The organism is Providencia xihuensis (assembly GCF_041953405.1).
In the GTDB taxonomy this organism is placed as follows: Bacteria; Pseudomonadota; Gammaproteobacteria; order Enterobacterales; family Enterobacteriaceae; genus Providencia; species Providencia vermicola.
Genome location: NZ_CP169565.1, coordinates 1,588,470 through 1,613,593, shown reverse-complemented (window position 1 = coordinate 1,613,593; position 25,124 = coordinate 1,588,470). Strand labels below are relative to the sequence as shown.

25 protein-coding genes are annotated in these 25,124 nt (G+C 41.5%); 13 read left to right on the top strand and 12 right to left on the bottom strand.

Annotated features, from left to right (window positions below; genetic code table 11):
- Positions 1 to 33: 33 nt before the first annotated feature.
- The 5 genes from ACE2AL_RS07055 to galE all read right to left on the bottom strand — a co-directional run bounded on the left by ACE2AL_RS07055 (position 34) and on the right by galE (position 5,550).
- Positions 34 to 1,038, bottom strand: coding sequence for a substrate-binding domain-containing protein (locus ACE2AL_RS07055; RefSeq protein ID WP_206082596.1), 1,005 nt, complete (start codon positions 1,036 to 1,038; stop codon positions 34 to 36).
- Positions 1,039 to 1,174: 136 nt separating this feature from the next.
- Entirely contained in the window at positions 1,175 to 2,206 is a 1,032-nt protein-coding gene (gene galM / locus ACE2AL_RS07050) for a galactose-1-epimerase (RefSeq protein ID WP_375084178.1), read from the bottom strand.
- A gap of 20 nt (positions 2,207 to 2,226) precedes the next feature.
- A complete protein-coding gene (galK, locus tag ACE2AL_RS07045; RefSeq protein WP_206082598.1) occupies positions 2,227 to 3,378 on the bottom strand; it encodes a galactokinase in 1,152 nt (383 codons plus the stop codon).
- An 81-nt stretch (positions 3,379 to 3,459) separates the two neighbouring features.
- Entirely contained in the window at positions 3,460 to 4,512 is a 1,053-nt protein-coding gene (locus ACE2AL_RS07040) for a UDP-glucose--hexose-1-phosphate uridylyltransferase (RefSeq protein ID WP_375084177.1), read from the bottom strand.
- Positions 4,513 to 4,524: 12 nt separating this feature from the next.
- A complete protein-coding gene (gene galE, locus ACE2AL_RS07035) occupies positions 4,525 to 5,550 on the bottom strand; it encodes a UDP-glucose 4-epimerase GalE (RefSeq protein ID WP_353167121.1) in 1,026 nt (341 codons plus the stop codon).
- 462 nt (positions 5,551 to 6,012) lie between these two features.
- Here galE and ACE2AL_RS07030 point away from each other — a divergent pair, with 462 nt between their 5' ends.
- Genes ACE2AL_RS07030 through ACE2AL_RS07010 form a run of 5 tightly spaced genes read left to right on the top strand, consistent with a single transcriptional unit; the run spans position 6,013 to position 11,301 of the window.
- Positions 6,013 to 6,726 (top strand): IclR family transcriptional regulator, encoded by a 714-nt coding sequence (locus ACE2AL_RS07030; protein WP_206082601.1) that lies wholly within the window; start codon positions 6,013 to 6,015, stop codon positions 6,724 to 6,726.
- 56 nt (positions 6,727 to 6,782) lie between these two features.
- Positions 6,783 to 8,411 carry an OPT/YSL family transporter gene (locus ACE2AL_RS07025; RefSeq protein ID WP_206082602.1) on the top strand — a complete coding sequence of 543 codons (1,629 nt, stop codon included), beginning with the start codon at positions 6,783 to 6,785 and terminating at the stop codon, positions 8,409 to 8,411.
- A 21-nt stretch (positions 8,412 to 8,432) separates the two neighbouring features.
- Positions 8,433 to 9,635 carry an aminotransferase class V-fold PLP-dependent enzyme gene (locus ACE2AL_RS07020; protein WP_353167124.1) on the top strand — a complete coding sequence of 401 codons (1,203 nt, stop codon included), beginning with the start codon at positions 8,433 to 8,435 and terminating at the stop codon, positions 9,633 to 9,635.
- The gene (gene pepE, locus ACE2AL_RS07015) at positions 9,632 to 10,357 is read left to right on the top strand and encodes a dipeptidase PepE (RefSeq protein WP_375084176.1); all 726 of its coding nucleotides are present in this window, start codon (positions 9,632 to 9,634) and stop codon (positions 10,355 to 10,357) included. The genes ACE2AL_RS07020 and pepE overlap by 4 nt, the downstream gene beginning before the upstream one ends.
- Positions 10,357 to 11,301 carry a DUF1177 domain-containing protein gene (locus ACE2AL_RS07010; protein ID WP_375084175.1) on the top strand — a complete coding sequence of 315 codons (945 nt, stop codon included), beginning with the start codon at positions 10,357 to 10,359 and terminating at the stop codon, positions 11,299 to 11,301. The genes pepE and ACE2AL_RS07010 overlap by 1 nt, the downstream gene beginning before the upstream one ends.
- 53 nt (positions 11,302 to 11,354) lie before the next feature.
- Here ACE2AL_RS07010 and uhpC read toward each other — a convergent pair whose 3' ends face one another.
- From uhpC to ACE2AL_RS06990, 4 genes are all read right to left on the bottom strand, one after another.
- Entirely contained in the window at positions 11,355 to 12,680 is a 1,326-nt protein-coding gene (gene uhpC, locus ACE2AL_RS07005; RefSeq protein ID WP_206082606.1) for an MFS transporter family glucose-6-phosphate receptor UhpC, read from the bottom strand.
- A gap of 183 nt (positions 12,681 to 12,863) precedes the next feature.
- The gene (locus ACE2AL_RS07000; RefSeq protein ID WP_272539148.1) at positions 12,864 to 13,493 is read right to left on the bottom strand and encodes an NAD-dependent dehydratase; all 630 of its coding nucleotides are present in this window, start codon (positions 13,491 to 13,493) and stop codon (positions 12,864 to 12,866) included.
- A gap of 85 nt (positions 13,494 to 13,578) precedes the next feature.
- Positions 13,579 to 14,835, bottom strand: a complete 1,257-nt coding sequence (locus tag ACE2AL_RS06995; protein WP_353167126.1) for a type II toxin-antitoxin system HipA family toxin — start codon at positions 14,833 to 14,835, stop codon at positions 13,579 to 13,581.
- Positions 14,832 to 15,155 carry a helix-turn-helix domain-containing protein gene (locus tag ACE2AL_RS06990; protein WP_349415796.1) on the bottom strand — a complete coding sequence of 108 codons (324 nt, stop codon included), beginning with the start codon at positions 15,153 to 15,155 and terminating at the stop codon, positions 14,832 to 14,834. Before ACE2AL_RS06990 ends, ACE2AL_RS06995 begins: the two co-directional genes overlap by 4 nt.
- Before the next feature lie 313 nt (positions 15,156 to 15,468).
- On the opposite strand from ACE2AL_RS06990, the gene hemP reads away from it, so the two are divergent.
- The 8 genes from hemP to ACE2AL_RS06950 all read left to right on the top strand — a co-directional run bounded on the left by hemP (position 15,469) and on the right by ACE2AL_RS06950 (position 22,735).
- Positions 15,469 to 15,642, top strand: a complete 174-nt coding sequence (gene hemP / locus ACE2AL_RS06985; protein ID WP_225819117.1) for a hemin uptake protein HemP — start codon at positions 15,469 to 15,471, stop codon at positions 15,640 to 15,642.
- 360 nt (positions 15,643 to 16,002) lie between these two features.
- Positions 16,003 to 18,003, top strand: coding sequence for a TonB-dependent hemoglobin/transferrin/lactoferrin family receptor (locus ACE2AL_RS06980; protein ID WP_375084174.1), 2,001 nt, complete (start codon positions 16,003 to 16,005; stop codon positions 18,001 to 18,003).
- A 25-nt stretch (positions 18,004 to 18,028) separates the two neighbouring features.
- A complete protein-coding gene (locus tag ACE2AL_RS06975; protein WP_353167131.1) occupies positions 18,029 to 19,078 on the top strand; it encodes a ChuX/HutX family heme-like substrate-binding protein in 1,050 nt (349 codons plus the stop codon).
- Positions 19,079 to 19,096: 18 nt separating this feature from the next.
- A complete protein-coding gene (locus ACE2AL_RS06970; protein ID WP_206082614.1) occupies positions 19,097 to 19,918 on the top strand; it encodes a hemin ABC transporter substrate-binding protein in 822 nt (273 codons plus the stop codon).
- Positions 19,915 to 20,916: an iron ABC transporter permease gene (locus ACE2AL_RS06965; protein WP_206082615.1), complete on the top strand. Its 1,002-nt coding sequence runs from the start codon at positions 19,915 to 19,917 to the stop codon at positions 20,914 to 20,916. The genes ACE2AL_RS06970 and ACE2AL_RS06965 overlap by 4 nt, the downstream gene beginning before the upstream one ends.
- A gap of 3 nt (positions 20,917 to 20,919) precedes the next feature.
- A complete protein-coding gene (locus tag ACE2AL_RS06960) occupies positions 20,920 to 21,708 on the top strand; it encodes a heme ABC transporter ATP-binding protein (RefSeq protein ID WP_272573514.1) in 789 nt (262 codons plus the stop codon).
- Positions 21,709 to 21,986: 278 nt separating this feature from the next.
- Entirely contained in the window at positions 21,987 to 22,202 is a 216-nt protein-coding gene (locus tag ACE2AL_RS06955; RefSeq protein WP_206082617.1) for a HEAT repeat domain-containing protein, read from the top strand.
- A gap of 314 nt (positions 22,203 to 22,516) precedes the next feature.
- The gene (locus tag ACE2AL_RS06950; protein WP_206082618.1) at positions 22,517 to 22,735 is read left to right on the top strand and encodes a HEAT repeat domain-containing protein; all 219 of its coding nucleotides are present in this window, start codon (positions 22,517 to 22,519) and stop codon (positions 22,733 to 22,735) included.
- A gap of 84 nt (positions 22,736 to 22,819) precedes the next feature.
- Here the strand turns inward: ACE2AL_RS06950 and fghA are convergent, their stop codons facing one another.
- From fghA to frmR, 3 genes are read right to left on the bottom strand one after another with little or no spacing between them, the layout of a single operon-like run.
- Positions 22,820 to 23,653, bottom strand: coding sequence for an S-formylglutathione hydrolase (gene fghA / locus ACE2AL_RS06945; RefSeq protein ID WP_206082619.1), 834 nt, complete (start codon positions 23,651 to 23,653; stop codon positions 22,820 to 22,822).
- Between the two features lie 10 nt (positions 23,654 to 23,663).
- Positions 23,664 to 24,776, bottom strand: coding sequence for an S-(hydroxymethyl)glutathione dehydrogenase/class III alcohol dehydrogenase (locus ACE2AL_RS06940; RefSeq protein WP_206082620.1), 1,113 nt, complete (start codon positions 24,774 to 24,776; stop codon positions 23,664 to 23,666).
- A 17-nt stretch (positions 24,777 to 24,793) separates the two neighbouring features.
- Entirely contained in the window at positions 24,794 to 25,066 is a 273-nt protein-coding gene (gene frmR / locus ACE2AL_RS06935) for a formaldehyde-responsive transcriptional repressor FrmR (RefSeq protein WP_206082621.1), read from the bottom strand.
- Positions 25,067 to 25,124: the final 58 nt, after the last annotated feature.

Here is a 25,124-nt window from a genome sequence, read left to right as displayed (position 1 = left end):
TTATGCTTTGTGGTTTTTATTGAGATAGAACGATTAAGAATGCAGTGGACGAACAGAGTTTCGTTGAACTAAAGTGGGAGAATAGATTAAATTATCGCCAGCGATAGTTTCACCTCGAGCTAAAGAGAGTGCCAATTGCGTGGCTTTTTCTGCCATCATTTGAATCGGATAGCGAATAGTGGTTAAACGAGGATGAATATAACGTGCGATTAATACATCATCAAACCCAATCACAGAAACTTGGTCAGGGGCATTAATTTCATTTTCATCAAGTACAGCAATAGCACCTGCTGCCATAAAATCGTTGTAGCCTACAACCGCCGTTATCGCCAAAGATTTGGTCAGCAAATTTGTCATCGCTTGTTCACCACCTTCACCATAAGGCACCCCATATTCAATATAGCTATCCGAAAGCGTTATCCCGTTGTTTTTTAAGGCATCACGGTAGCCTAACAGACGCTGTACCGCATCCTCAATTTGATGGTTTGACGAAATGTAAGCAATTTTCGTATGGCCATGGCGAATAAGATGTTCCGTCGCTAAATACGCGCCTTTGTAATTATTCAGTGAAATACAGCGATTACCAATTGCTTCAATATGGCGATTTATCAGTACCATACTGGGAACTTCTTTCGCATATTCAATCAGTTCATCATCAGACAGCGCTTTAGAATGGATAATCAACGCATCACATCGGTTATTGATCAGCAACTCTATTGATTGCCGTTCTTCTTTCGCATTGTGGTAACCATTACAAATTAAAATATGTTTACCATTTTTGTGGGCTACTGCATCAACAGCTTTGACCATGACGCCAAAGAAGGGGTCTGAAACATCGTTGACTAGTACGCCAATAGTATTTGAGCTCTGATTAACAAGGGCACGTGCAGCAGCATTTGGGCGGTAGCCAAGTTTATTCATGGCTTTTTTTACGGATTCAATCGAGGCTAGGCTCGCCTTTGGTGACTTATTTATCACCCGTGAAACAGTTGCAACGGAAACGCCTGCTTCTTTCGCTACATCTTTGATTGTCGCCATCGTGCACCTCTACAATTAGGATGGCTTATTAAACAATGTGCTAGGATTAAAAACAATGGCATTACGCATAATAAAATTGTTTAAATCAAAAGAAAACACCGCTAAATCGCGGTGTTGAACATACAAAACAATAAGTCTAGAAAATAAATTGGTAGCACGTTTCACTGATGTAAATCTGTTCAGGCTGTGAAATCGGGCTAAACTGCGCCCCCCACTCAGGGTGGTTTACTGCATTAGGGGGAAATTGCGTTTCAAATGCGACGCCTGAATAGGGGACATATTCCCCTGTCTTTCCTGCAACTGAGATTAAATAATTTCCTGTATATAATTGCATTGATGGCATTGTCGTTAAAACATTCATTTGTACATCCCCGTTAGGAGAACGCAGTGATGCAATGGGTTGCCGAGCATTATTCAATGTATCATCAAGAATAAATGTGTGGTCGTAACCTCGAGCCGCTTTTTGGTCTGCATCTTGTAAAAAGTCGCGGCCAATTGTTTTTACACAGCGAAAGTCAAAATGTGTATTCGCTACGCTTTTCCATTCTCCCGTCGGAATACCGTCTAAATCAGTCGGTAGGTAATAGCCGCTCTGGATTTCTAACTCATGGCCTAATACGGTTTCTCCCGCCCCTTCCCCTGCAAGATTAAAATACGTATGGTTTGTTAGGTTGACTGGGCATATCTGTGTTGTTTGGTGTTGATAACGAATAACCACTTGGTTTTCTTCCGTTAATTCATAATTCACCTCAACCTTTAGCTCCCCAGGAAAGCCTTGGTCGCCATCAGGTGAAATTAGCGAAAAAGTGACTTGATGTGCATTTTGCTGGGAAATATTCCATATTCGATAACTGAAATTATCTTTTCCACCATGCAAGCAATGAACACCTTGGTTATTTGTCACGTTGTACTGTATTCCATTAACTGAAAATTGTGCATTTTTAATGCGGTTTGCCACTCTACCGACCGTTGCCCCTAAATATACCTCCTGCTCCTTTTGTTTGGTCATATTAGGGGAGCCTAAAACAACATCACGTTGCCCATTTGCGAGGGGTAAAATACAACTTAACCAGCTCGCACCTAGGTTTGTCAGGATAATTGTCATTCCTCGTCGATTGGTTAAGGTTACCACCGTGGGTTCAGATGAAACGGAGTCTCTCTCTTGCATAAACAATCCTTTGCCCTGAATTATATAACGCCTGCACCTTGGCTTGGTTGGCACACATAAATATCCGCATGTAAACCTGTTTTATTCGCATATTGAGCTTCAACCGCATTGATGACAGGCTGAACAAACTGCTGTTGCATTAGTGCGACCACACAGCCGCCAAAACCGCCCCCTGTCATGCGGACACCACCTTGAGAGCCTAGAACCGATTTCACGATGTCCACTAACGTATCAATTTCTTTAACTGTGATTTCAAAATCATCACGCATAGAAATATGCGATTGTTCCATTAACTGGCCAAGTAACAATAAATCATTTTCTGTCAGTGCTTTGGCCGCTGATAATGTGCGCTCATTTTCGCTAATGACATGCTTTGCACGCTGAGCAACAAGGGGGGACAACAAGTGTTGTTTCTGTAAAAAGTCTTCATAGCTCACGTCACGCAATGCTTTAACGCCAAAGGTTTTCGCGGCTTCCTCACATTGCTGGCGACGCGTGTTGTACTCACTCCCAACCAGCCCTCGCTGTTTATTTGAGTTGATTATCATCACAACTAAATCATCAGGGATGGAAATAGGGAACAGTTCTAAGCTACGGCAATCAATCAATAAGGCGTGCCCTTCGTCCCCACACGCAGAAATAAGCTGGTCCATAATGCCGCAATTACAGCCGACAAATTGGTTTTCCGCCTGTTGACCATTAAGCGCAATCTCTTGTTGGCTAATATCTAATTGATACAAACTCTTAAGAGTCTGACCTATCACCACTTCTAATGAGGCTGAAGAGCTCAAACCTGCGCCTTGAGGGACATTTCCACTAACTGCTATATCACAACCATTAAATGAAAAACCGCGTTCTAATAAGAACTTAATCACACCACGAATATAGTTCGCCCACATTTTTTCAGGTAAAAATGTAATTTCGTCGTCTAAGCTGAATTCATCACTGTCATTATCATAATCAGCAGCAACAACACGAATAACACGATCTCCGCGTTTTGATGCCGCTGTCATGGTTTGGTAATCAATGGCACAAGGTAAAACAAAGCCGTCGTTATAATCGGTATGTTCACCAATTAAATTGACCCGTCCAGGCGCTTGAACATAGATATCAGCGGGGTAACCAAATGTTTTTTCAAACGAACTAGCAACCGTCTGTTTTAGTAATTCCATTATCGTGTTCCTTAATCATAAAATTGATTTGCTCGGAAAATAAAAACCAAACAAATATTAATTAGGTGTATTTTTGTAGGATTAGCACTGTTTATAGTGCTGTTCACTCACATCTCTTAGTCGTTGAGCCGCCTGCTCAGGGGTTAAATCACGCTGTGTTTCTGCCAGCATTTCATAGCCCACCATAAATTTTTTCACGGTTGCAGAACGCAGTAATGGCGGGTAGAACAGCGCATGTAACTGCCAATGTTCAATGTTTTTAGGTTCTTTAAAATAAGGGGCGAAGTGCCATCCCATTGAATAAGGAAAAGAACATTCAAATAGGTTGTCGTAACGACAGGTCAGTTTTTTCAGCGCAACACTCAAGTCCAAACGAATGGCATCGCTCATCTCATCCATGCGTTTAATGTGTTGTTTTGGCAATAATAAGGTTTCAAATGGCCAAGCAGCCCAATATGGCACCAGTGCTACCCAGTGCTCAGTTTCAACCACTATGCGAGAGCCATCCAGTCGCTCTGCGTTAACATAATCCATCAGTAAGTTAGTGCCATTGCGTTGATAATATTCAGATAAAAAATGGTTTTTACGCTCAATTTCATTAGGAAAAAAGTCACTCGCCCAAATTTGCCCATGGGGATGTGGCTGTGAACACCCCATAATTTCACCTTTGTTTTCAAATACCTGAACCCATGTATAACACTTACTTAGTTCACTAATCTGCTGCTGCCATGTGTCTATCACGCCGCCAATTTCAGACAATGAAAGTTCAGGTAAGGTTTTACTGTGATCTGGCGAAAAACAAATCACTCGGCTAACGCCGCTCACTGATTGAGTTTGAAATAATTCAGACTGGTTTTTCGGTTGCGCACAGGCATCTGCCAATAAAGCACCATGGTCATTTTGAAAAACATACGTTCCTTGATAGTTAGGGTTCACTTCCCCTGAAACCCGTGTATTGGTTGGGCAAAGAAAACAATCAGCATCATAATGGGGTAGGTTTTCTACCGCAGGCTTTTCATCCCTACCACTCCAAGGGCGTTTGGCTCTATGAGGGGAAACTAACACCCATTGCCCAGTGAGTGGGTTATAACGGCGATGAGGGCAGTCTGAGGGGTTAAATTGCATTGTGTTCATCCAATTACTCTCCTATTCACCGTAACCATTGGGATTATTTGATTGCCAACGCCAGCTATCTACCGCCATATCATCAATGGTACGGCACGTTTTCCAACCAAGTTCGCGATACGCTTTTTCAGGGGTTGACCAATATTCGGCAATATCCCCCGCACGACGTGGTTCAAACACATAAGGGATGGGTTTTCCTACGGCTTTTTCAAAAGCCTGCAATACTTGCAGCACACTGACACCGCAACCCGATCCTAAATTATAGGTGTGCAGCCCCGCTTTATGGCCGACACCCTGTAATGCAGCGACATGTCCATCCGCCAAATCCATCACATGGATATAATCACGAACCCCTGTTCCATCAATGGTTGGGTAATCGTTTCCATAAATAGCCAGTTTTTCCCTTTTTCCAACAGCGACCTGTGTAATATAAGGTGTTAAGTTATTTGGGATACCCTGAGGGTCTTCACCAAGTAATCCTGAAGAGTGTGCGCCAACGGGGTTAAAATAGCGCAACACCGATATCGACCAAGTGTTATCTGCTTGATAGAGATCCCCAAGACAACGTTCAACCATGTATTTACTTGTGCCATAGGGGCTCTGAGTATTCCCTGTCGGGAAATCTTCAGTAATAGGTAATGTATGAGGCTGTCCGTATACTGTTGCGGAAGAACTAAAAATCAAACGCTTTACGTTCACTTTTTGCATGCAGCGCACTAATACTAAGGTTCCATTGAGGTTAACATCATAATATTCAATCGGTTTTTCGACTGACTCACCGACTGCCTTTAACCCTGCAAAATGGATCACTGAATAAAATTGGTGGGAGGCAAAGATCTCATTGAGTGCTTGCTCATCACGAACATCACATGGGTAAAATACAGGCCGAACCCCCGTTAATTTTTCAATACGATTAAGGACTTCCCGCTTTGCGTTATACAAATTATCAACGATAACAGGTGAAAACCCTGCTTTTATTAGTTGAATACAAGTATGGCTGCCGATATACCCTAACCCACCTGTGACCAACACTTCAGTCAGTTGCATTTTTCACCTCTACACGTTTTTTAATCTTTAAACTTGCCATTACTGCGGAGTATAACAATGAGTCATTGCCCGCTTCTGTGATCAACCTCGACTTAGTGTAAACGTTTACACAAAAAATATAAAGGCTCTCTGAAAATAACCAAAAAATAAGAGTGAAGGAAAACCACACTATTTATTTAGCTCAATGAAAGTATTCTCTCGTTTGGATTGTGTCGCTAGTAGGAACACACTAAAAAAAATAAAATCATTAAAATTCAATTCATTATAATAGATATTGAAATTTCAAATATAAAAAACTGATTAATTAAGTGATCCAATTAACACTGCAGCAACAATTCATTTACTTCACCAGCTATTTAATCTAATTATATCTTTACTAGATATAGGAACACTGTTCCTCAAAAAGGAACGATAGAGATAACAATAAAATCGCATTCTCACGTTAACGCATAGGGGAAATTTATGAATAATCGACTACAATCTGCGGGTTTTGTCCTCGCTCTGCTTGATTATTTCTCTATTAGCAAACCAATATGGGGAGTGCGAGAACTCGCACGCCATATTGATAAGAGCCCTTCTGTTGTCCAACGTGGCTTTAATATTTTAGAAGAACAAGGCTTTCTCCAAAAAAATAAAAATAAAGAGTATTTATTAGGTTTGCGCTGTATTGAAATTGGTCACCTTGCGAATAACACACGACAATTTTCGCAATTAGCAAATGACTACTTACGTCCCCTTGCGGATAAAACCCATGAGACTATTTTTATCTATCGTCGTTATAATGATATTGCTATTTGCAATTTTATTTTAGAAAGTGAGCACCTTATTCGTTTTACTTCAAAAGAAGGTGAAGCATTATCATTGCATGAAGCACCTTTTACCCAAATTATTCTCAGCTCGATGGATGTCTCCTATATTGATGAGTATCTTGAAAAACATGATTTACAAGACAATGAAACATTGAAGAAACAATTAAAACTGTATTCTGATGAAGGCTACGCTTATTCCAAAGAAGCTTATTTAGTGGGCACACAAGGATTATCCGTTCCCATTTTTTCATTTGAAAAAGGCGTTTTAGGTTCACTTTGCATTGCTGCATCAAGCCAAAGTAAAAATTTAACTGAATATTACCCATTATTAAAATCTACAGCCAGTAAGTTATCCGCCATATTCTAAATATGGAAATATAAATTATAAAAATTAAATAATAATTAATTAAAATAGGTAACTCTATGAATCTATCTCATGATAAAAATGATACTGAGGTACGTGTATCTATTTTCTCACCAGCAATATTAATTGCTATTGTTATATTATCTTTTGTGGGTGCCATTATTGGCATTCAAATTATTGTCACACTCGGAATATCTGCAAATACATCCATTATAGGTGCCGTATTAGCTATTTTATTATCTCGGTTACCTATTGGTATATTTGCTTCATTTAAGTTTATAGATGCACAAAATTTAATTCAAACCAGTATTTCTGCTGCCACCTTCGCCGCCGCTAATGGCCTGATGGTTGCTATCGGTGTACCTTGGGTACTCGGCCTTCCAGAACTGATTTACCCTATGATGGCAGGGGCTTTTTTTGCCATTATCATTGATGGCACAATGTTATACGGTCTATTTAATACTAAAGCTTACCCAGCAAGTGCATCATGGCCAGCGGGTGTTGCTACGGCAGAAACACTATGGGCAGGGAATAAAGGTGGAAAACGGCTAGGCGCATTACTTGCTGGATTTACTGCGGGTGCAGTTGGTGCAGGATTCGGCATCCCGATGGCATCTGCGGGGATTGCCCTAATTGGCAGTATCTTTGCCTTATTCATGTTTGCAATTGGTTTACTCATTCGAGGGTTTTCTGAGTCAGGCTTAATTACTTATAATTTATATGAAAACTATGTCCCTCATGGGGTGATGATTGGTGCAGGCATTGTTGCGTTAATTCAAATTGGTGCGATTGTTTTTCGTCAGAAAAAAAATGACGACCCAATACAAGAAGAAAGCGAAGAACTCGCTCAAAGTAGCCGCCGCATTAAGTCAACGTTAATGAAAGGTGCCATCTTTTATTTCTTAACGGCATTAGCACTAACATTCATTAGCCAAATATTTGTCACTATGACATTACCGCAGTTAATTGGCTTTCTGATTTTTGCCACGCTAGCTGCCTTAATTCAAGAAATGATAGTCGGCATGGCCGCCATGCACTCTGGCTGGTTTCCCGCCACCGCCGCAGCACTTATCTCACTCATGATTGGTATTTTACTTGGCTTTCCGCCAGAGGCGCTTGCTGTGCTTGTCGGTTTTTGTGTCGCCACCGGCCCCGCCTTTGCCGATATGGGGTTCGACCTAAAAACGGGCTTTATGATCCGCGGGTATGGCAAAAACCAAAGTGCGGAACGTTTTGGCCGTAAACAACAATACTTTGCCTCCATTATTGGTTTTACCTGCGCATTGATTGTGGTTGCGCTCACTTATGATTTCTATTTTCAACAAGACAAAATTGTCCCTGCCTCTCGTTTATACGCTGCCACTATTCAAGCGGGAAGCTCGTCTGATGTCGCCATGATGCTGCTCCTGTGGGCCATCCCTGGTGCAGTGATCCAATTAATTGGCGGTGCAAAACACCAAATTGGCGTTCTATTTTCCACAGGCTTGATGATCAACTACCCCATCGCGGGCTGGACAGTCCTCGTCGCGTTAGCCGTGCGGATAATCATTGAGCGCTTCTTTCATGTTAGCTCCGACAAAATATCAACCTTTGCAGGCGGTTTGATTGCAGGCGATGCGCTGTATTCAACAGCAAAAGCCTTCTTACCCACCATAAAAGCCAAGCTGCTCGCTTTATGGACTCGCTAATTTGATGAGAGGAAATAAATAATGACGAACAAATGGTCTCACGTCGCAAACGATACTTTGGTTTCACAACATTTTGCGTATTTTGACACTGGAGCAGCGGCGCCTCCACCAAAACAGGTCATTGATGCTGTAAAAAATTACCTTGATAAAACTGCAGAGCTAGGTATCTATCTACCCAGTTTTCGAAAAGAAACATACCAACAAGTTGAAATCTGCCGTCAGAAAATGGCGGCCTTTATCGGTGCGAAAGAAACCGAAATTGCTTTTACCAAAAATGGGACAGAATCCATCAGTTTAATTGCCCGCGGGATCACATGGCAGCCTGGAGATGAAGTGATCATCCCAGATACTGAAATGCTCAGCAATATCGCTATTTGGCAATTATTGGCTGACGAAAAAGGCATAAAGGTTGTTACTGTTCAGGCAGATAGCCAAGGCGTTATCGACCCGATATCAATCAAAGAAGCCATTACACACAAAACCAAACTGCTAAGCTTTGTCGCACTTTCGAATATCACAGGCGTTATGCAACCTGTTAAAGCTATTTGTGAAATCGCAAAACAGCACAACGTGCTCAGTCACGTCAGTGCTTCACAAGCACTTGGTATGTATCAAGTTAATGTTAATGATTGGCAATGTGATTTTATGTCCTCTTGTGGGCGCAAAGGATTAAGAGCCATCGAAGGCAGTGGCATTCTTTTTGTTAAAGAAGATAAGATTACGTCGATGATACCGATGTTAGCGGGGTGGTGGAATAGCAGCATTGATAGTAATACAGGCCATATTGTTCTGCCTAACACAGCCAAACGGTTCGAAGCTGGCTGCCCTAATGTGCCTGCGATTATCAGTTTAAATACCGCATTAGACTATGCAAATCAGTTAGGCATCTTGCAGATAGAGGAACGAAATCGCGAATTAACTACCTATGCGATGAAAAAACTTGCCTTATTATCTGGTATTGAAATTTACGGCCCTGATAATAGCCACCAGCGAATAGGTATTATTCCATTTAATATTCGCGAGATTCACTCTGATTTATTAATGCAGAAATTAGAAACCAAAAATATCATCATTGAGTCAGGCCATTTTATGGCAACTGCTATTTTAGAATTTTATCACATAGAAAAAATGGCACGTATCTCCCTGCATTATTTTAATAACGAAAATGAAATTGACAGATTAATAACCGCTCTTCAAGAAATAATTAAGGAATATAAAAAATGACAAAGGCACTATTAATGAGCAGTTCACGTATGGGAAATATGAATTATTTAGAACATGCAGATGAACAAATTCACCGTTTATTACAACATAAAGAACAAGAAATTTTATTTATCCCTTACGCTGCTGTGACATTTAGCTTTGATGATTTTGAAGCTATTGTTCAACCTGTCTTTAACGCTTTAGGGTACAATTTAAAATCAATTCATCGTTTTAATGACCCAGTTTCAGCTGTTAAACATGCACAAGCCATTGCTATTGGGGGTGGAAACACATTCGCACTCCTAAAACGCTTATACGATGCCAAAATTGTTGAGCTAATTTCACAACGCGTCAAACACGAAGCAACACCTTATATGGGGTGGAGCGCAGGTAGTAATGTCGCAACACCAAGCATACGAACAACCAATGACATGCCGATTGTTCAGCCTCCGTCTTTTCATGCCCTGAATATCTCCCCTTTTCAAATCAATCCACATTTTATTTCTGGCAAACCTGTCGGCCATAATGGTGAAAGCCGCGAAGAGCGCTTAAATGAATTTTTAACGATTAATCCGAGTGAAGAATTAATTGCCTTATATGAAGGTACAGCTCTATTCATTGAAAATGAACAAGGTACTATTTTAGGTGACCAGAATGCACTTTGGTTGAGAGGGCCAAATGAGATTGAAGAGATTTCGGCAAATCATCCATTTCGCTTAGATATGATTAAAGGAGCCAACTAATGTCACTTAATTATATCAGTCAAGTGTATGACTTACTTGATGCCCCCCAAGTTGATGGTGCCAAAATGGCAGAATTGCTGCGTTCAGTGGGGGTAGAACACGCCAATATTCAAGTCACGTCTATTCCCTATGAAGCACCTGAAGATCCTAGCCAACTGTGTCATTTTATTAAAGTAACACTTAAGGGTACTGAAGGTAAGCTTTCGGGTGGCAGCTACCCCACATTAGGCATCATCGGCCGTTTAGGTGCTCAACAAGCACAACCCAATAGAATGGGGTTAGTATCAGATGCGGATGGCTCGATTGTTGCGTTTGCCAGCGCCATGAAACTACTGGATATGGCAACTAAAGGTAACCGCTTAAAAGGTGATGTAATTATTTCCTCACATATCGCCACTCATGTATCAATCACCCCCCATGACCCTGTCGACTTTATGGGGATGCCTGTTTCTTCATCAACAATGAATACCTATGAGGTTGATGAACAAATGGATGCGATTTTGTCAATCGACACATCGAAAGGAAATAGCATCATTAAGCACCGAGGTATTGCTATTTCACCAACCGCAAAACAGGGGTATATTTTACGCGTATCCCCTGACTTAGTGCGTTTGTTGGAGCACGCAACAGGCGATGTGGCCAAAACATTCCCAATTACAACGCAAGATATTTCCCCTTATGACAACGGGGTTTATCACTTTAATTCAATCATGCAACCGCATGTCGCCAGCCCTGCCCCTGTTGTTGGTTTAGCCATTACCGCTAAAACCATCGTTCCAGGGAGTGATACTGGTGCAAGTTATGAAAGTGAACTCATTGATGCAACGCGTTTTACGGTGGAAGTCGCTAAGCAATTTTGTTGGGGCCGCATTCAGTTTTATCAACAAGATGAATATGAAGAGCTTTATAATTTATATGGCTCATTAGCCCAAATCCAAGGTTAATCACTTTACCGAAAAAAGCCCACAATAGTGGGCTTTTCAATATGTTTAACATATTAATCTTCTATTATCACTTTCTTTTTGGTCATTACCATTGCAATGATCAACAATAAAATTAAGAAAATAGATAAAGTTAATAGTAAAGAATAGAAACCGTTCCACTGGTATTTTTCAATCACAATGGATAATGGATAACCTGCAATTGACGCACCTATATAGGCAAATAAGCTCACGAAACCTGTCGATGCACCAGCAGCATTTTTATGGGAATTTTCAGCAGCAGCCATAGCAATTAAGAACTGTGGGCCAAAAATAAAGAAACCCGTCATAAAAAATAAGAACGAAAAGACATATTCATTATCAACAGGTACAATCCATAAACAGAATGATGTGATAATAATACCCAATGCGTAAATTACGTTCATTTGCGCACGGTTACCTTTAAAGATTAAATCAGAACCCCATCCTGCAACAATTGCACCGAAGAAACCGCCAATCTCAAACATCATGACAACAGCATTAGCCGAAAGCAAATTAAAGCCATGTTCTTCGATTAAATATAAATTAGCCCAGTCATTAATACCTGTTCTGACGATATAAATAACCGCATAGGAAATCGCGAGAACCCAAAGGACTTTATTTTTGAAGATGTATTCGTTCAGAATTTTACCTAAAGGCAAACCAGCCCCTTTAGCTTCATACTTTAATTCCTCAAGGTCATTACGCCACTCACCCACAGTGGGTAACCCCATGGTACGAGGCCTATCACGCAAAAGAATACATAACCCAATACCAATCACAATGGCAATGATACCAGGAATGATCATCCCATAGCGCCAACCTAACGCAAGTGCAACTCCCCCTGATAAGATGGGAATTATTGCCCCACCAATATTATGGGAAGTATTCCAAATCGCCCACCAAAGACCACGCTCATTACGCGAATACCACGTATTGAGGATTTTGGCACAAGGCGGCCACCCCCAACCTTGGAAGAACGCATTCACCATCCATAAGAAAATAAACATCGATATTGAAGAGGTTAAACCGAATAGAATATTCACAACGCCCGTTGCGATTAAACCAATTCCCATAAAATAGCGCGGATTCGACCTATCACCGATAATACCAGAAAGGAATTTAGATGCGCCATAAGTTAGGTAGAACGCGGTACCTACCATACCGATGTCAGCCTTAGTGATCCCTAAGTCAGTGAGCATCTCTGGCATCACGAAGTTAAAGCTTTTGCGTGTGAAATAAAAAACTGCGTAGCCAATGTAGCTCACAATCATTAAATGTAATCGCCAGTATTTGTATTTAGCGTCGATTTCAGATTTCGACATTGTGACTGGTATATCTGGTTGTTCCTTAAATATTGACATATTTAACCCCGTCTAAAAGTACAAGCAGGCAAAAATATGACAATAAACATGCAGCAACAATAAGTGAATACACTTAAATATTACATTTTTGTTACGTTTTTGTTTCAAAATGTTGTGTGCATCAAATAATGCATTTTTTCTTATTTTATCTATAACACTAAAATAAAAGTGCTCAGTAAATTGTTATGCAAGTTGTTTCGATGAAATAATTCTCACCCCTTTTTCTGAATGAATAGCTGAATTTAGCAAAGCGCTAGCAATATTTTTTGCAGGGCTAATTTGGCAACTCGCAGGTAATATTCGGGATAAACAAGAAATAAGACGAATAACAATAACTTCACCAAGGCGCTCTTGATTGCGATGACCACTAATGACATTAGGACGCACTAATGTCAATGACTCAAAATTCAAGGCGATTAAGCTTCGTTCAAGCTCCCCTTTTATTCGGCTGTAGAAGAATGGTGAGTTTGCATTAGCACCTAATGCAGAGGTTAACGCATAAGTTGGACACCCCCATTTTTTGGCAAGTTTTGCGCACTCTAAGGGATAAGTGTAATCAACTTGGCGAAACGCAGATTTTGAACCCGCCACTTTCATTGTTGACCCTAAAGTGCAAATCACTGCATCCACTTCCCATATCATCGCATCATCGGGAAGCTGTTCAAAATTAACAATCGGTGCGAATAATTTGGGATGCTCAGGTAATGCATGGCGTACAGGGGCAACAATTTGGCTAATTCGAGAGTCTGCAAGCGCTTGCTCTAACACATGACTACCCACTAACCCTGTTGCACCTATTAGTAATATTTTCATGGATAATCCTCATAAATTAGAAATAAGGCCAATAATGCGGACTCAAAAAATATCCGTATCAATGCACTGAATATAGAAAGTTATTTTAACCAATCCGAAAATCATCACTTAACTGAGCCCAGTGCCTAATTAATTGTTCTTTCTGTTCTTGGAACATAGGCAACTCCTTTAGCATCAAGGGCCAATACGCTCTCGCATGTTGCATAACATCTAATAAATGAGGCTTGATGACAAGCCAAGGAACACCAACTTTTTGTGCCCACTGTTCAAAATGCGCCAACGTAATCTCATTCCATTGTTTTGTACCAACAAATTTTAATGCAAGTTTATCGTTCGCAATGTAAGGACTCGTGAAAACCACATCATATAATGGTGATAGGCAAGGGGATATTTTATCTCGGTAGATTAGTGACCAATTTTTTAAATGGGCATCTCCATTACCTAATAAAATATTAATTAACAATCTCCTCGCCATTTGTTGAATATCTTTATATTTTTCTGAACTTGAATAATAAAGCGTGCTTCCTAAAATTTCATAATTTGCTTTTTGATACTTATCAGTGGGATATAAACCAAATATTTGAGCAAAATCCTCCGTATGAATTCGGCCTTCTGGGCTACGATCAAACCGTTTAATCCCATAAGCATATTCCTCATCAGCCAACTTTATATCTGGAAGATCCTCAAGCTCTGCTAACTTAATTAACCGTATTTCGGGGATGTCTGCCCCTGCACTTTCAGCTAATCTCATGCAGGTATATTCATTGACTGGAACACCCTGGTGCAATGTGGAAGGCGTTTTAACAATCCACATATCCTCTGAAATTTCTTGATTAATATAGTAGCGTCCATCTAAATAAGAAGACGAAAATTTTATTTGAACGCCCGCTAATGAAAATTTGTTATCTGAATGCTTAACATCAATTTGTTGTGGTTCAGTCGAAGTTCGATATTGCAAAGCCCAATCAGGCACTTTTCCAGCACGAATTGGTTCTACATATAATGCCCCAGATAAATTACGTCCTAAATATGCCAAGAGCGCAAATTCATTGTCTATCTGACATTTAATCATTTTTGCAGTGTGTTCCCTTAAAGCCCCTTCAGGTAACAAATTGGATAAAATAGGAGGGAGCTTTATTCGACTCATTAATGGGCTATCAAGATAATCTGTGTCCATTAACTGCCGCAATGTGAACACTGGACGCTCTAGCACTGACATACCCACAAAGTCAGGATGAAAAACGAGTATATTCCTTTCCCCTGCATAATGAACAACAATGGCAACCTCTAAACCATATAACTGGATCCTGAGTCCTTCAACATTTTCAGTTTGTTTACTCATTTCGTCCTCGTGATATTTGTCCAAAAATCTAAATCATCACTCTGTGAGGTTTGTAAATCTTCCTGGTCATCTGGCAGGTGTGTTTTTTCAGCATTAAATTGTAATGATGTTTTATGCGAATCTTTCTGTACAATTGAAAGCGCTAAGTCTAACCCTTCAAGCACACGAAGAAATGTTGATAATTTAATATCGTTACCTGCTTCAACACGTTGGTATTGTTGCTGCTTCATACCAATACGCATGTACATATCTTTTTGCTCAAGACCTAAATTTTTGCGTTGTTTAATCAATATGCTCGCTATTTTTTTAATCTCGTCCATACCCACCTCAAATTACAACTTAAGTGATGTTTGTTACTCAACAATACAACTTTAACATTGTAAAACATCAAAATACAACTTAAATATTGTACAAGCCAAAAAAACAACCTGTAGATTGTTTAAATTAAAAATTACAACAAAAGAGCTGTATTGTAGCTTTAATACAATAACTAAGTTGTTTTTAATTCAAAATTTGCAGCTTGTAGCTCTTTTGTTGTTTGATTGTGAAAATCACTTGATATTGGCCATAATTATAAAGATAATCATTCTCAATATCATTTCTGTTATCAGTATAGTTAGCATGGTAAATAATATGACAGCGCCAGTTGCAGAAAATATCGCCGAAACGGCCAAGCAAACAATCAAAACTGACGTCGTAGAGAGCCAACAGCTCTTGGGGCCGACAGGAAAGGTTTCCATACAGCACAATGGCGAGCTTTACCAGTTAAGGCAAACACGTACAGGTAAATTGATTTTAACGAAGTAACGTTCCAACAAAAATTTTATTCGCAAGCCACCTAGGTCACTCATCCAGGCAGCCAGCTTAATCTAAAACATAGGAATCGGTTTCTATGGAGTTTAAACTGTCGTCTGTATTTGCTGATTTTTCATCCAAAAAGCAAACAAAAAGGTCATACTCCGACCGCGTAAAATTCGCAATCATCACTCGCACACTTTGCGATATTCCTGCGCATCTTACATTCGAAGCTCCCCATGTAATGCCTATTTCCTATCCTCCTGATGGGCAATCCGCCTGTCTATATGCATTTTCACCATTACATAAATAGCCTTTTATTTTCGCTAGTTAGCCTAGCAAAAAATGAAATTTTTACGGAGTATCACCATTATGTCTCATGTTTTACGGATATCCGTGTTGACCAGTGCGATCCTAAGTGTCATCGCCAGCGCTCATGCACAAGCGGCTGAACCCTCAACGACTAAAAAAAGCAATGACGTCATGACTGTTTATGCAACAGGGACTGAACGTGATAGCTTTGATGCGCCCATGATGGTAAGCGTGATTAAAAATGACTCACCTGAAACCCAAACGGCAAGCACGGTTAATGACATTCTACGCAAAGTTCCCGGCATTAACGTGGCAGGCACAGGCCGTTCAAATGGGCAAGATGTCTCTATGCGTGGCTTTGACCGCCAAGGGATCTTGACCCTAGTAGATGGCGTTCGCCAAGGCACCGACACAGGCCATGTGAATGGCACATTTATTGACCCTGCTCTGATTAAACAAGTTGAAATCATTCGAGGCCCATCCGCCCTGCTCTATGGTAGCAGTGCAATGGGGGGAGTCATCGCATGGGAAACCGTTGATGCTAAAGACCTACTACGCGATGGGCAAAATCACGGCTTTCGCGTATTTTCCCAAGCTGCAACAGGTGACCATAGCTTTGGTTTTGGTGGTACAACGTTCGGGCGTACCGATAACCTCGATGGTGTTTTTAGCTTTGTAACAAAAGAAGTGGGTGATATTCGCCTCAGTAATGGCGATGATATGGATAACAAAGAAACTATTGCCAACCTGCTAGCCAAAGGCACATGGCAAATTAATGACGAACAGAAGCTTGCAGGTCAGGTTCGTTACTATAATAACGACGCCCATGAACCTAAAAATCCACAGGCATTGAATGTCGGTAAAGATAACCTACAAGTTAACCGCACCACACGCCAACGTGATGCACAGGCAACTTACCAGCTCAACCCTGCATCACAAGATTGGTTAAACCTAAAAGTTACCCCTTACTATTCAGAGGTCAATATTACAGCAAAAGGGATTGGAACCCCTTATGAAGGCCGCACACAAAAAACCTACGGCTTAAAAGCAGATAACCGTTCTAACGTTTATGATTTACCGCTGGCGGCTCATAACCTCACCTATGGCAGCGAAGCTTATAAGCAAAAGCAAACCCCTTACGCAAACACAACCCAATTCCCTGATGCGGATATCACCTTTGCTTCTGGCTTCTTGCAAGACGAAATTGCCCTAAAAGACTTACCCGTGTCATTTATTGTGGGGACACGTTATGACCACTATAAAGCAAAAGCAAAAGGCAATGAGGACGTTAAAGCAGATAAATGGTCATCAAAAGGTGCGGTAAGCATTACGCCAACAGATTGGTCCATGCTATTTGCATCCTACTCTGAGGCTTTCCGTGCGCCGACAATGATGGAAATGTATAACGATGCAATTCATTTCCCTATGGGGCCCAACAAATACAACAGGTGGCGACCAAACCCAAACTTAAAACCAGAAACAGCCCAAACTACTGAATATGGGATGGGATTACGTTTTGATGATTTATTGATGGAAAGAGATAACCTGCAATTTAAAGCCAGCTATTTTGATACAAAAGCCAAGGATTATATCAATACAAGCGTTAACTTTGCTGAAGGTTATACCACATCTGTTAATGATAAACGCGCCAAAATTTGGGGTGTAGATGCATCACTGGATTATACAACAGACTATTTCACGTGGAACCTAGCCTACAACCGTACAACAGGCAAGAACGAATATGACGGCAAATCAATTACGTCAATCAAGCCAGAGTCATTAACCAGTAACCTGTCGGTTCCTGTTGCTAATAGCAGTTTCTCTGTGGGCTGGTTAGGGAAATTTACCCGCCACACCGACTTTAATAAGGCCTCTAAAGCTAAGCAACAAGCTGGCTATGCCGTCCATGATTTCTACGTTAGCTACCAAGGCGACGGTGAACTCAAAGGTTTAGGCACGAGCGTGGTGTTAGGCAATGCCTTCGACAAAGAATATTACTCATCACAAGGCATTCCTCAAGATGGACGTAATGCCAAGCTACTGGTCAGCTTCCAGTGGTAATTCATACAATACTAAGGAGATAGACGTGAATCCAACCATTTTCGAGCGTTACCAACAAGCCAAAGCAGATAACAAAGCCAAATACGCTCGTGATCTTGCCGCTTACCTGAATATTTCTGAAGCACAGCTACTGCACAGCCGTGTGGGTCATGATAAAGCCGCGCGTTTAGAAGTTGACGCGCCAACCTTGTTGACTGAATTAGCGGCAGTTGGGCAAGTCAAAGCCATTACCCGCAATGAATATGTGGTGCATGAACAAGTGGGTCGTTATGACAATGCAACATTCAGCCCTCACGGTGGTTTGATTTTAAACCCTCGCGCGCTTGATTTGCGCATGTTTTTTTCCCATTGGGATGCGATTTTCGCACTGACAGAAGACACCAAACACGGTGAACGCCACAGTATCCAGTTCTTTGATAAACAAGGTGATGCGCTGCATAAAGTCTACACCACAGATGAAACTGACATGACGGCTTGGCAAGCACTGATTGAAAAATACACTACCCCAAATAACCGTGAATTAGCCCATGTACCCGCTACGCCATTCACTAACCAACCTGTTAGTGATGAACTAAAACAGCAATTAGAACAAGAATGGCGCAACATGACCGATGTGCACCAATTTTTTGTGTTATTGAAAAAGAATAATTTGAGCCGCCAGCAAGTTTTCGCCGCTGTGAGTGATGATTTAGCCTGGAAAGTGCCGAATGATTCCTTCAATCAGCTGATTAACACTGCGTTCAATGATCAGAACGAAATCATGATTTTTGTGGGCAACCGCGGATGTGTGCAAATTTTCACTGGTGAAATCAAAAAAATCATGCCATATCAGAGTGAAGGTTCAGACTTGAAATGGCTTAACATTTTCAATCCTGATTTTACCTTACACATGATTGAAAATGGTATTCATGAGTGCTGGGTAACACGCAAACCAACGCAAGATGGCTTTGTGACTAGCCTTGAAGTTTTCGATATTGAAGGGAATCAAATCGCACAAATGTACGGTCAACGCACTGAAGGTACGCCAGAGCAAGAACAATGGCGCCAGCAAGTCACTGCGTTACCCCGCATTTAAAATTTAGGTAAATTTATTATGAAACAATGGCTTCTAACCTTATCGGTCCTGTTTGTCTCATTCAGTTCTTATGCTACCCAGCGCATTGTCACCCTCGGTGGCGATGTGACAGAAATAGTTTATGAACTTGGCGCTCAAGACCAACTTGTGGCCCGTGATAGCACCAGCTTGCACCCAGAGCAAGCGACTAAGCTTCCTGATGTGGGCTACATGCGAATGCTTAATGCAGAAGGCGTGCTTTCAATGCGCCCAACATTGGTCCTTGCCAGTGAATTAGCAAAACCATCCATGGCGTTAACGCAAATAGAAAAAAGCGGCGTTAAAATCATCAAAGTCACGGGAAAGCCGAGTTTAGAAGCCATTCCAGAAAAAATCACCACCATTGCCACTGCGGTTAACAAACCTGAGCAAGGCAAGCAATTGGTGGATAAATTTAATCAATCACTTAGCCAAGTCAACACCGCGCCAATTGATAAAAAAGTTTTATTTATCATGAGCCACGGTGGCGTACTTCCCCTTGCTGCGGGGAAAAAAACCGCGGTTGATAGCATGATAACCGCAATTGGCGCAAAAAATGCAATGGCCAATTTTGATAGCTATCGCCCGCTTTCCTCGGAAGGTTTATTGTCCAGCCAACCAGACTTAATTGTTTTCACTGAAGAAGGCATTAAATCATTAGGTGGCGTTGATCGCGTGTGGAACTTGCCTGGTATCGCCATGACCCCTGCGGGGAAAAATAAAGCACTCGCCGTCGTTGATGATGTGGGCATGCTGACATTCAGTTTAGGCACGCCAAAAGTTATGCAGCAGCTACGAGAGGCATTAGAGAAGTCCCAATGATCCGTTTTAAACGCCCTTTTTTCGTTATTCTTATTTTATTATTCGTGCTTTGTGGCTTGACGTTTATTGCATCCAACGCAGGGCCGATAAATTTTTCGTTCAATACACTGTGGCAGGCTTCTGCCACTGACCCTGACTGGCAAATTTGGCTAAATATTCGTTTGCCACGCGTCTTAATTGCCATTTTAGTGGGGCTAGCATTGGCTGTGTCTGGCGCCATTATGCAGGGGCTTTTTCGTAATCCACTCGCTGACCCTAGTTTACTGGGCATTAGTAGTGGTGCAGCATTAGCCGTTGCCGCTTTTATCGTTTTATCATTTTCATTACCAGCAGTAATGCAAAACTATGGCCATATCGCAGCAGCTTTTATTGGTAGCTTAGTTGTCTCCTTAATTATTTTTAGCTTAAATCGTTCATCCAACGGTAATTTGGCGCGTCTACTCCTGGCTGGTATCGCGATAAATGCACTGTGTATGTCATTTATCGGCGTACTCAGTTATATCAGTAATGACCAACAACTCAGAACCTTTAGTCTCTGGATGATGGGTACACTGGGAAATGTGGATTGGATGTCTCTAGCCATTGCCGCTACGGTCATTTTACCTGTCACCCTAGTGTGCTTATGGCAGGGAAACAAGCTAAATATCCTCCAATTAGGAGATGAAGATGCTCATTACCTTGGTTTGAATGTTGAACGGGCTAAATTTACCTTGCTGTTTCTCAGTGCCTTATTAGTCGGGTGTGCGGTGGCGATGAGTGGCGTAATTGGCTTTGTTGGGTTAGTGGTTCCACACTTAATCCGCATGACATTAGGCCCCGACCATCGTTGGTTAATACCAGGGGCAGCCATTGTGGGCGCTGCCCTGTTATTAATCGCCGACACCATTGCCCGTACCGCGGTCGCCCCTGCTGAAATCCCTGTGGGTCTGCTTACAGGGCTAATTGGTGGGCCATACTTCTTATGGCTTATTTTACGCCAGCCTGCGGGGAGAATGTAAGCAATGCAAGATAAATCTATTTTATTAGAGGCACAAAATCTCATTTATCAAATAGATGATAAAGTATTGATTAACAATGTCAGTCTCTCGATTAAACAACATGAAATGGTGGTCATTATTGGCCCTAATGGTGCAGGAAAATCCAGTCTACTAAAACTGTTAACGGGCTATAATTCCCCCACACAAGGTACCTGCTTGTTAGAGGGGCGCTCTTTAAAAGAGTGGCAAGGTAATGAGTTAGCACGTAAACGAGCAGTAATGAAGCAACATAGTCATTTGCAATTTGCTTTTACTGTTGAAGACGTTGTAGCCATGGGACGTACCCCTTATGGTTCGGAACACAAGCAAGTTGCTATTGAAGAAGCATTATCCCTGACCCATTGCCAAATGTTGCGCCACCGTGATTATCGGCAACTTTCTGGCGGTGAACAACAACGTGTTCAATTAGCACGTGTGTTAGCGCAGTTATGGCAACCCACACCTCAAAGCGCTTGTCTATTTTTAGATGAACCCACGTCGGCTCTGGATTTATACCACCAGCAACATAGCTTGCGCTTACTTCACCAGCTCACCCGTGAACGCCCAATTGGCGTGTGCTGCGTACTTCATGATTTAAACCTAACTGCATTATATGCCGATCGCGTTTTTTTAATTCACGAAGGGAAATTAGCCGCTAGCGGTACTCCTGCGGACGTGTTAACAGCAGAAAATCTCACTCGCTGGTACCAAGCAGACTTAGGGGTGAGCAAACACCCTGAAAATGATACACCTCATGTCTATTTGCGCCATTAATCGTTAAGTTCAATTTATACCTCATAAGAGCACACAAACGTCGTGCTCTTTCTTCATATCGACTAAAACATTCTACTCATTTGTTTTCTTTGAGCTATTCATTTCACAATTATCTTATAGCACCTAAACTTTCGCGATAAATCAATCATTCACTTACATCTCTAAAAAGGCGTGAAGTTGGTACAATCTATTGATAGTCATTTGAAATTTGAAGATAAATATTAAGAATTTTCCCCTAGAATACGCCTAAATACACAAATGGACTAACAAGGCAGAAAATGGAAAACAATATTATCCAAACATTGATTGAATTGACGCATCGTGGCAATGATGATGTGAAAATTGCCGCAATTTCTGCGTTAGGGGATTATCGAGCGACAGTCGAACAACAAACCGCAGTTCATCGTCTACTCGATTTATGTAAAGACCCAAATAAAGATGTGGCTGTATCCGCGATTAAAGCACTAAGTAAGTTATCTGAACATTTTGAATAAAAACCTTTGCCTTCGATTAAGTTAATTCGTTAACGAATCCACTGATATTTTCGCTCGTTTTTTTAGCCTCCTCCCCACACTTTTTCTTACTAAATCAAAAACTCAGGTAGGTACGGTACACTCTCTGCCGTCCTGTCATTTTTATCGTCAAAACCAATAAATTACATCTCATCTCATTTCATCCGTTTTTTTTTATATTTTTAAATAAATAATTTTGATAATATTAATATCATTGGATTTAAATGCTGATATATATTAAATATCAGTATATTTAACTACCTTAATATTTATAACATGATTTCGTAGGATGGATAATGGATACACAAGTCATCAACACACTGCTCGATTTAACCAATAGAAAAAATGACGATGTCAAAATAGCGGCAATTTCAGCGCTTGGTGATTGCAAGTTGCCAATAAACCAAATGAATACCATGAGCCGGTTGCTAGAACTTTGTAATGATCCGAATCGTGATGTGGCTATCAGCGCGATTAAAGCTGTGAGTAAGCTTTTAAATCATGATAATGAATGAGACAAATAACTTATTCACAATTGTGATAACTAGAAGGAAATAGAAGGGTAAAATTAATTATAATCCTACCCTTCTCTATATTTATTACGCCTGCTTTAAATGACGTGCGTGAAAAGCAATATGTTCACCAATAAAGCTGCTAATAAAATAGTAGCTATGGTCATAGCCATCACGTAAATGCAGTGTGCAATCAAACTGTTTTTGCTCACTTATTTTTGCGAGTAACTCAGGCTTTAATTGCTCATAATAAAAGGGATCTGCCGTGCCTACATCCACTAACATTGGTGGCGTTTTTTCGGCTTTGCCCAGTAACTCAAGCGTGTCATATTGTCGCCATTGTGCTGTATTGCCCCCCAAATACGCGGTAAAGGCTTTTTGCCCCCATGGTACTTGTGTCGGTGCAATAATCGGCGCAAAAGCAGATAAACTGCAATAACGCTCAGTATTACGCAAACCAATCATTAACGCCCCGTGTCCTCCCATAGAATGCCCTGAAATTGCTCGTTTGTCAGTTACGGGTAAATAATTTTCGACTAAAGCGGGTAACTCTGAAACGATATAATCATACATTTGATAATGACGTTTCCACGGTTCTTGTGATGCATTGACGTAAAAACCAGCCCCTTGCCCCAGGTCATAGGCTGCATCATCTGCCACGCCTTCGCCCCTTGGGCTGGTATCTGGTGCAATCAGGACCACGCCCTGTTCTGCGGCAAATTGTTGCGCCGCTGCTTTAGTGATGAAGTTTTGCTCGTTACATGTCAGCCCTGACAACCAATAAATCACAGGGCAAGGCTGCGTTTGTGCCTGCGGCGGCAAATAAGCTGCAAATTTCATTTCACAACCTAGCACCGTTGATTGATGTTGATAAACATCCTGCCAGCCACCAAAGCAAGCATGGCGCTCAATTCTCTCCATCAAAGACTCCTTATTCGTAGTGAATGACGGTGCGGATAGACTTGCCTTCATGCATTAAATCAAAGGCTTCATTGATGCTATCAAGGGGTAATGTGTGAGTCACAAACGGCGCGAGTTCTATATCACCTTTCATTGCATCTTCAACCATTTTTGGCAGTTGACTGCGCCCTTTCACACCGCCAAATGCGGTTCCACGCCATGAGCGACCAGTCACCAATTGGAATGGGCGAGTTGAAATTTCCTGTCCCGCACCTGCAACACCAATAATGATCGACTGCCCCCAGCCACGATGTGCGCTTTCCAATGCCGCACGCATGACATTCACGTTACCAATACATTCAAAGGTGTGATCGACACCCCATTCGGTCATTTCAATCAATACTTGTTGAATCGGCTTATCAAAGTCCTTTGGATTTAAGCACTCTGTTGCACCGAATTGGCGGGCTAATTCGAATTTTGAGGGATTCGTATCAATAGCAATAATACGACCCGCTTTGGCTTGTCTAGCACCTTGAATAACCGCCAACCCAATACCGCCTAACCCGAAGACCGCAACTGAGTCCCCTTCTTGTACTTTCGCTGTATTATGTACTGCACCAATACCCGTTGTCACACCACAACCTAATAAGCATACTTCTTCATGGTTCGCTTCAGGATTAATTTTAGCGAGGGAAACTTCAGCGACGACGGTATACTCACTAAATGTTGAGCAGCCCATATAGTGATAAACAGGCTCACCATTATAAGAAAAACGCGTTGTACCATCAGGCATCACACCTTTGCCTTGCGTCGCACGAACAGACACACATAAGTTCGTTTTGCCTGATTCGCAGAAAACACACTTCCCACATTCAGCGGTATACAATGGAATAACGTGGTCACCTACGCTGACACTCGTCACACCCTCACCGACCTCAACCACAATACCTGCGCCTTCATGGCCTAACACAACTGGAAATAGCCCTTCTGGGTCATCCCCTGAAAGTGTGAATGCATCTGTGTGGCAAACACCTGTATGGCTGATTTTAACCAAAACTTCACCCGCTTTTGGCGGCATAACGTCGAGCTCAACAATTTTCAGTGGCTCCCCAGGAGCAAATGCAACTGCTGCACGTGATTTCATCGTTGTTCCTTTTTTATTTAACGCAAATAAGTGCGAATAAGTGAAATAGCATCATCAACGGACTCTTTTTGATGCTGTGTGGTGGCAGACTCTTGGAGCCCCTCGCGTAAATGACTTTCTAGTACCCCCGCCATTAATCCATTAACAGCACCACGAATGGCAGCAATTTGCTGTAAAACTGCAGCACACTCCACTTCATCCTCTAGGGCGGATTCAAGAGCTAAAAGTTGCCCTTTAAGTTTACGAACCCGAGTCAGTACCGCTTTTTTTTCTTTTGGTGAATGTGGCATCTTTGAGCCCCTTTCATATACATAGGGGGAGTATAGTATCTATATTGCTATCAGTACA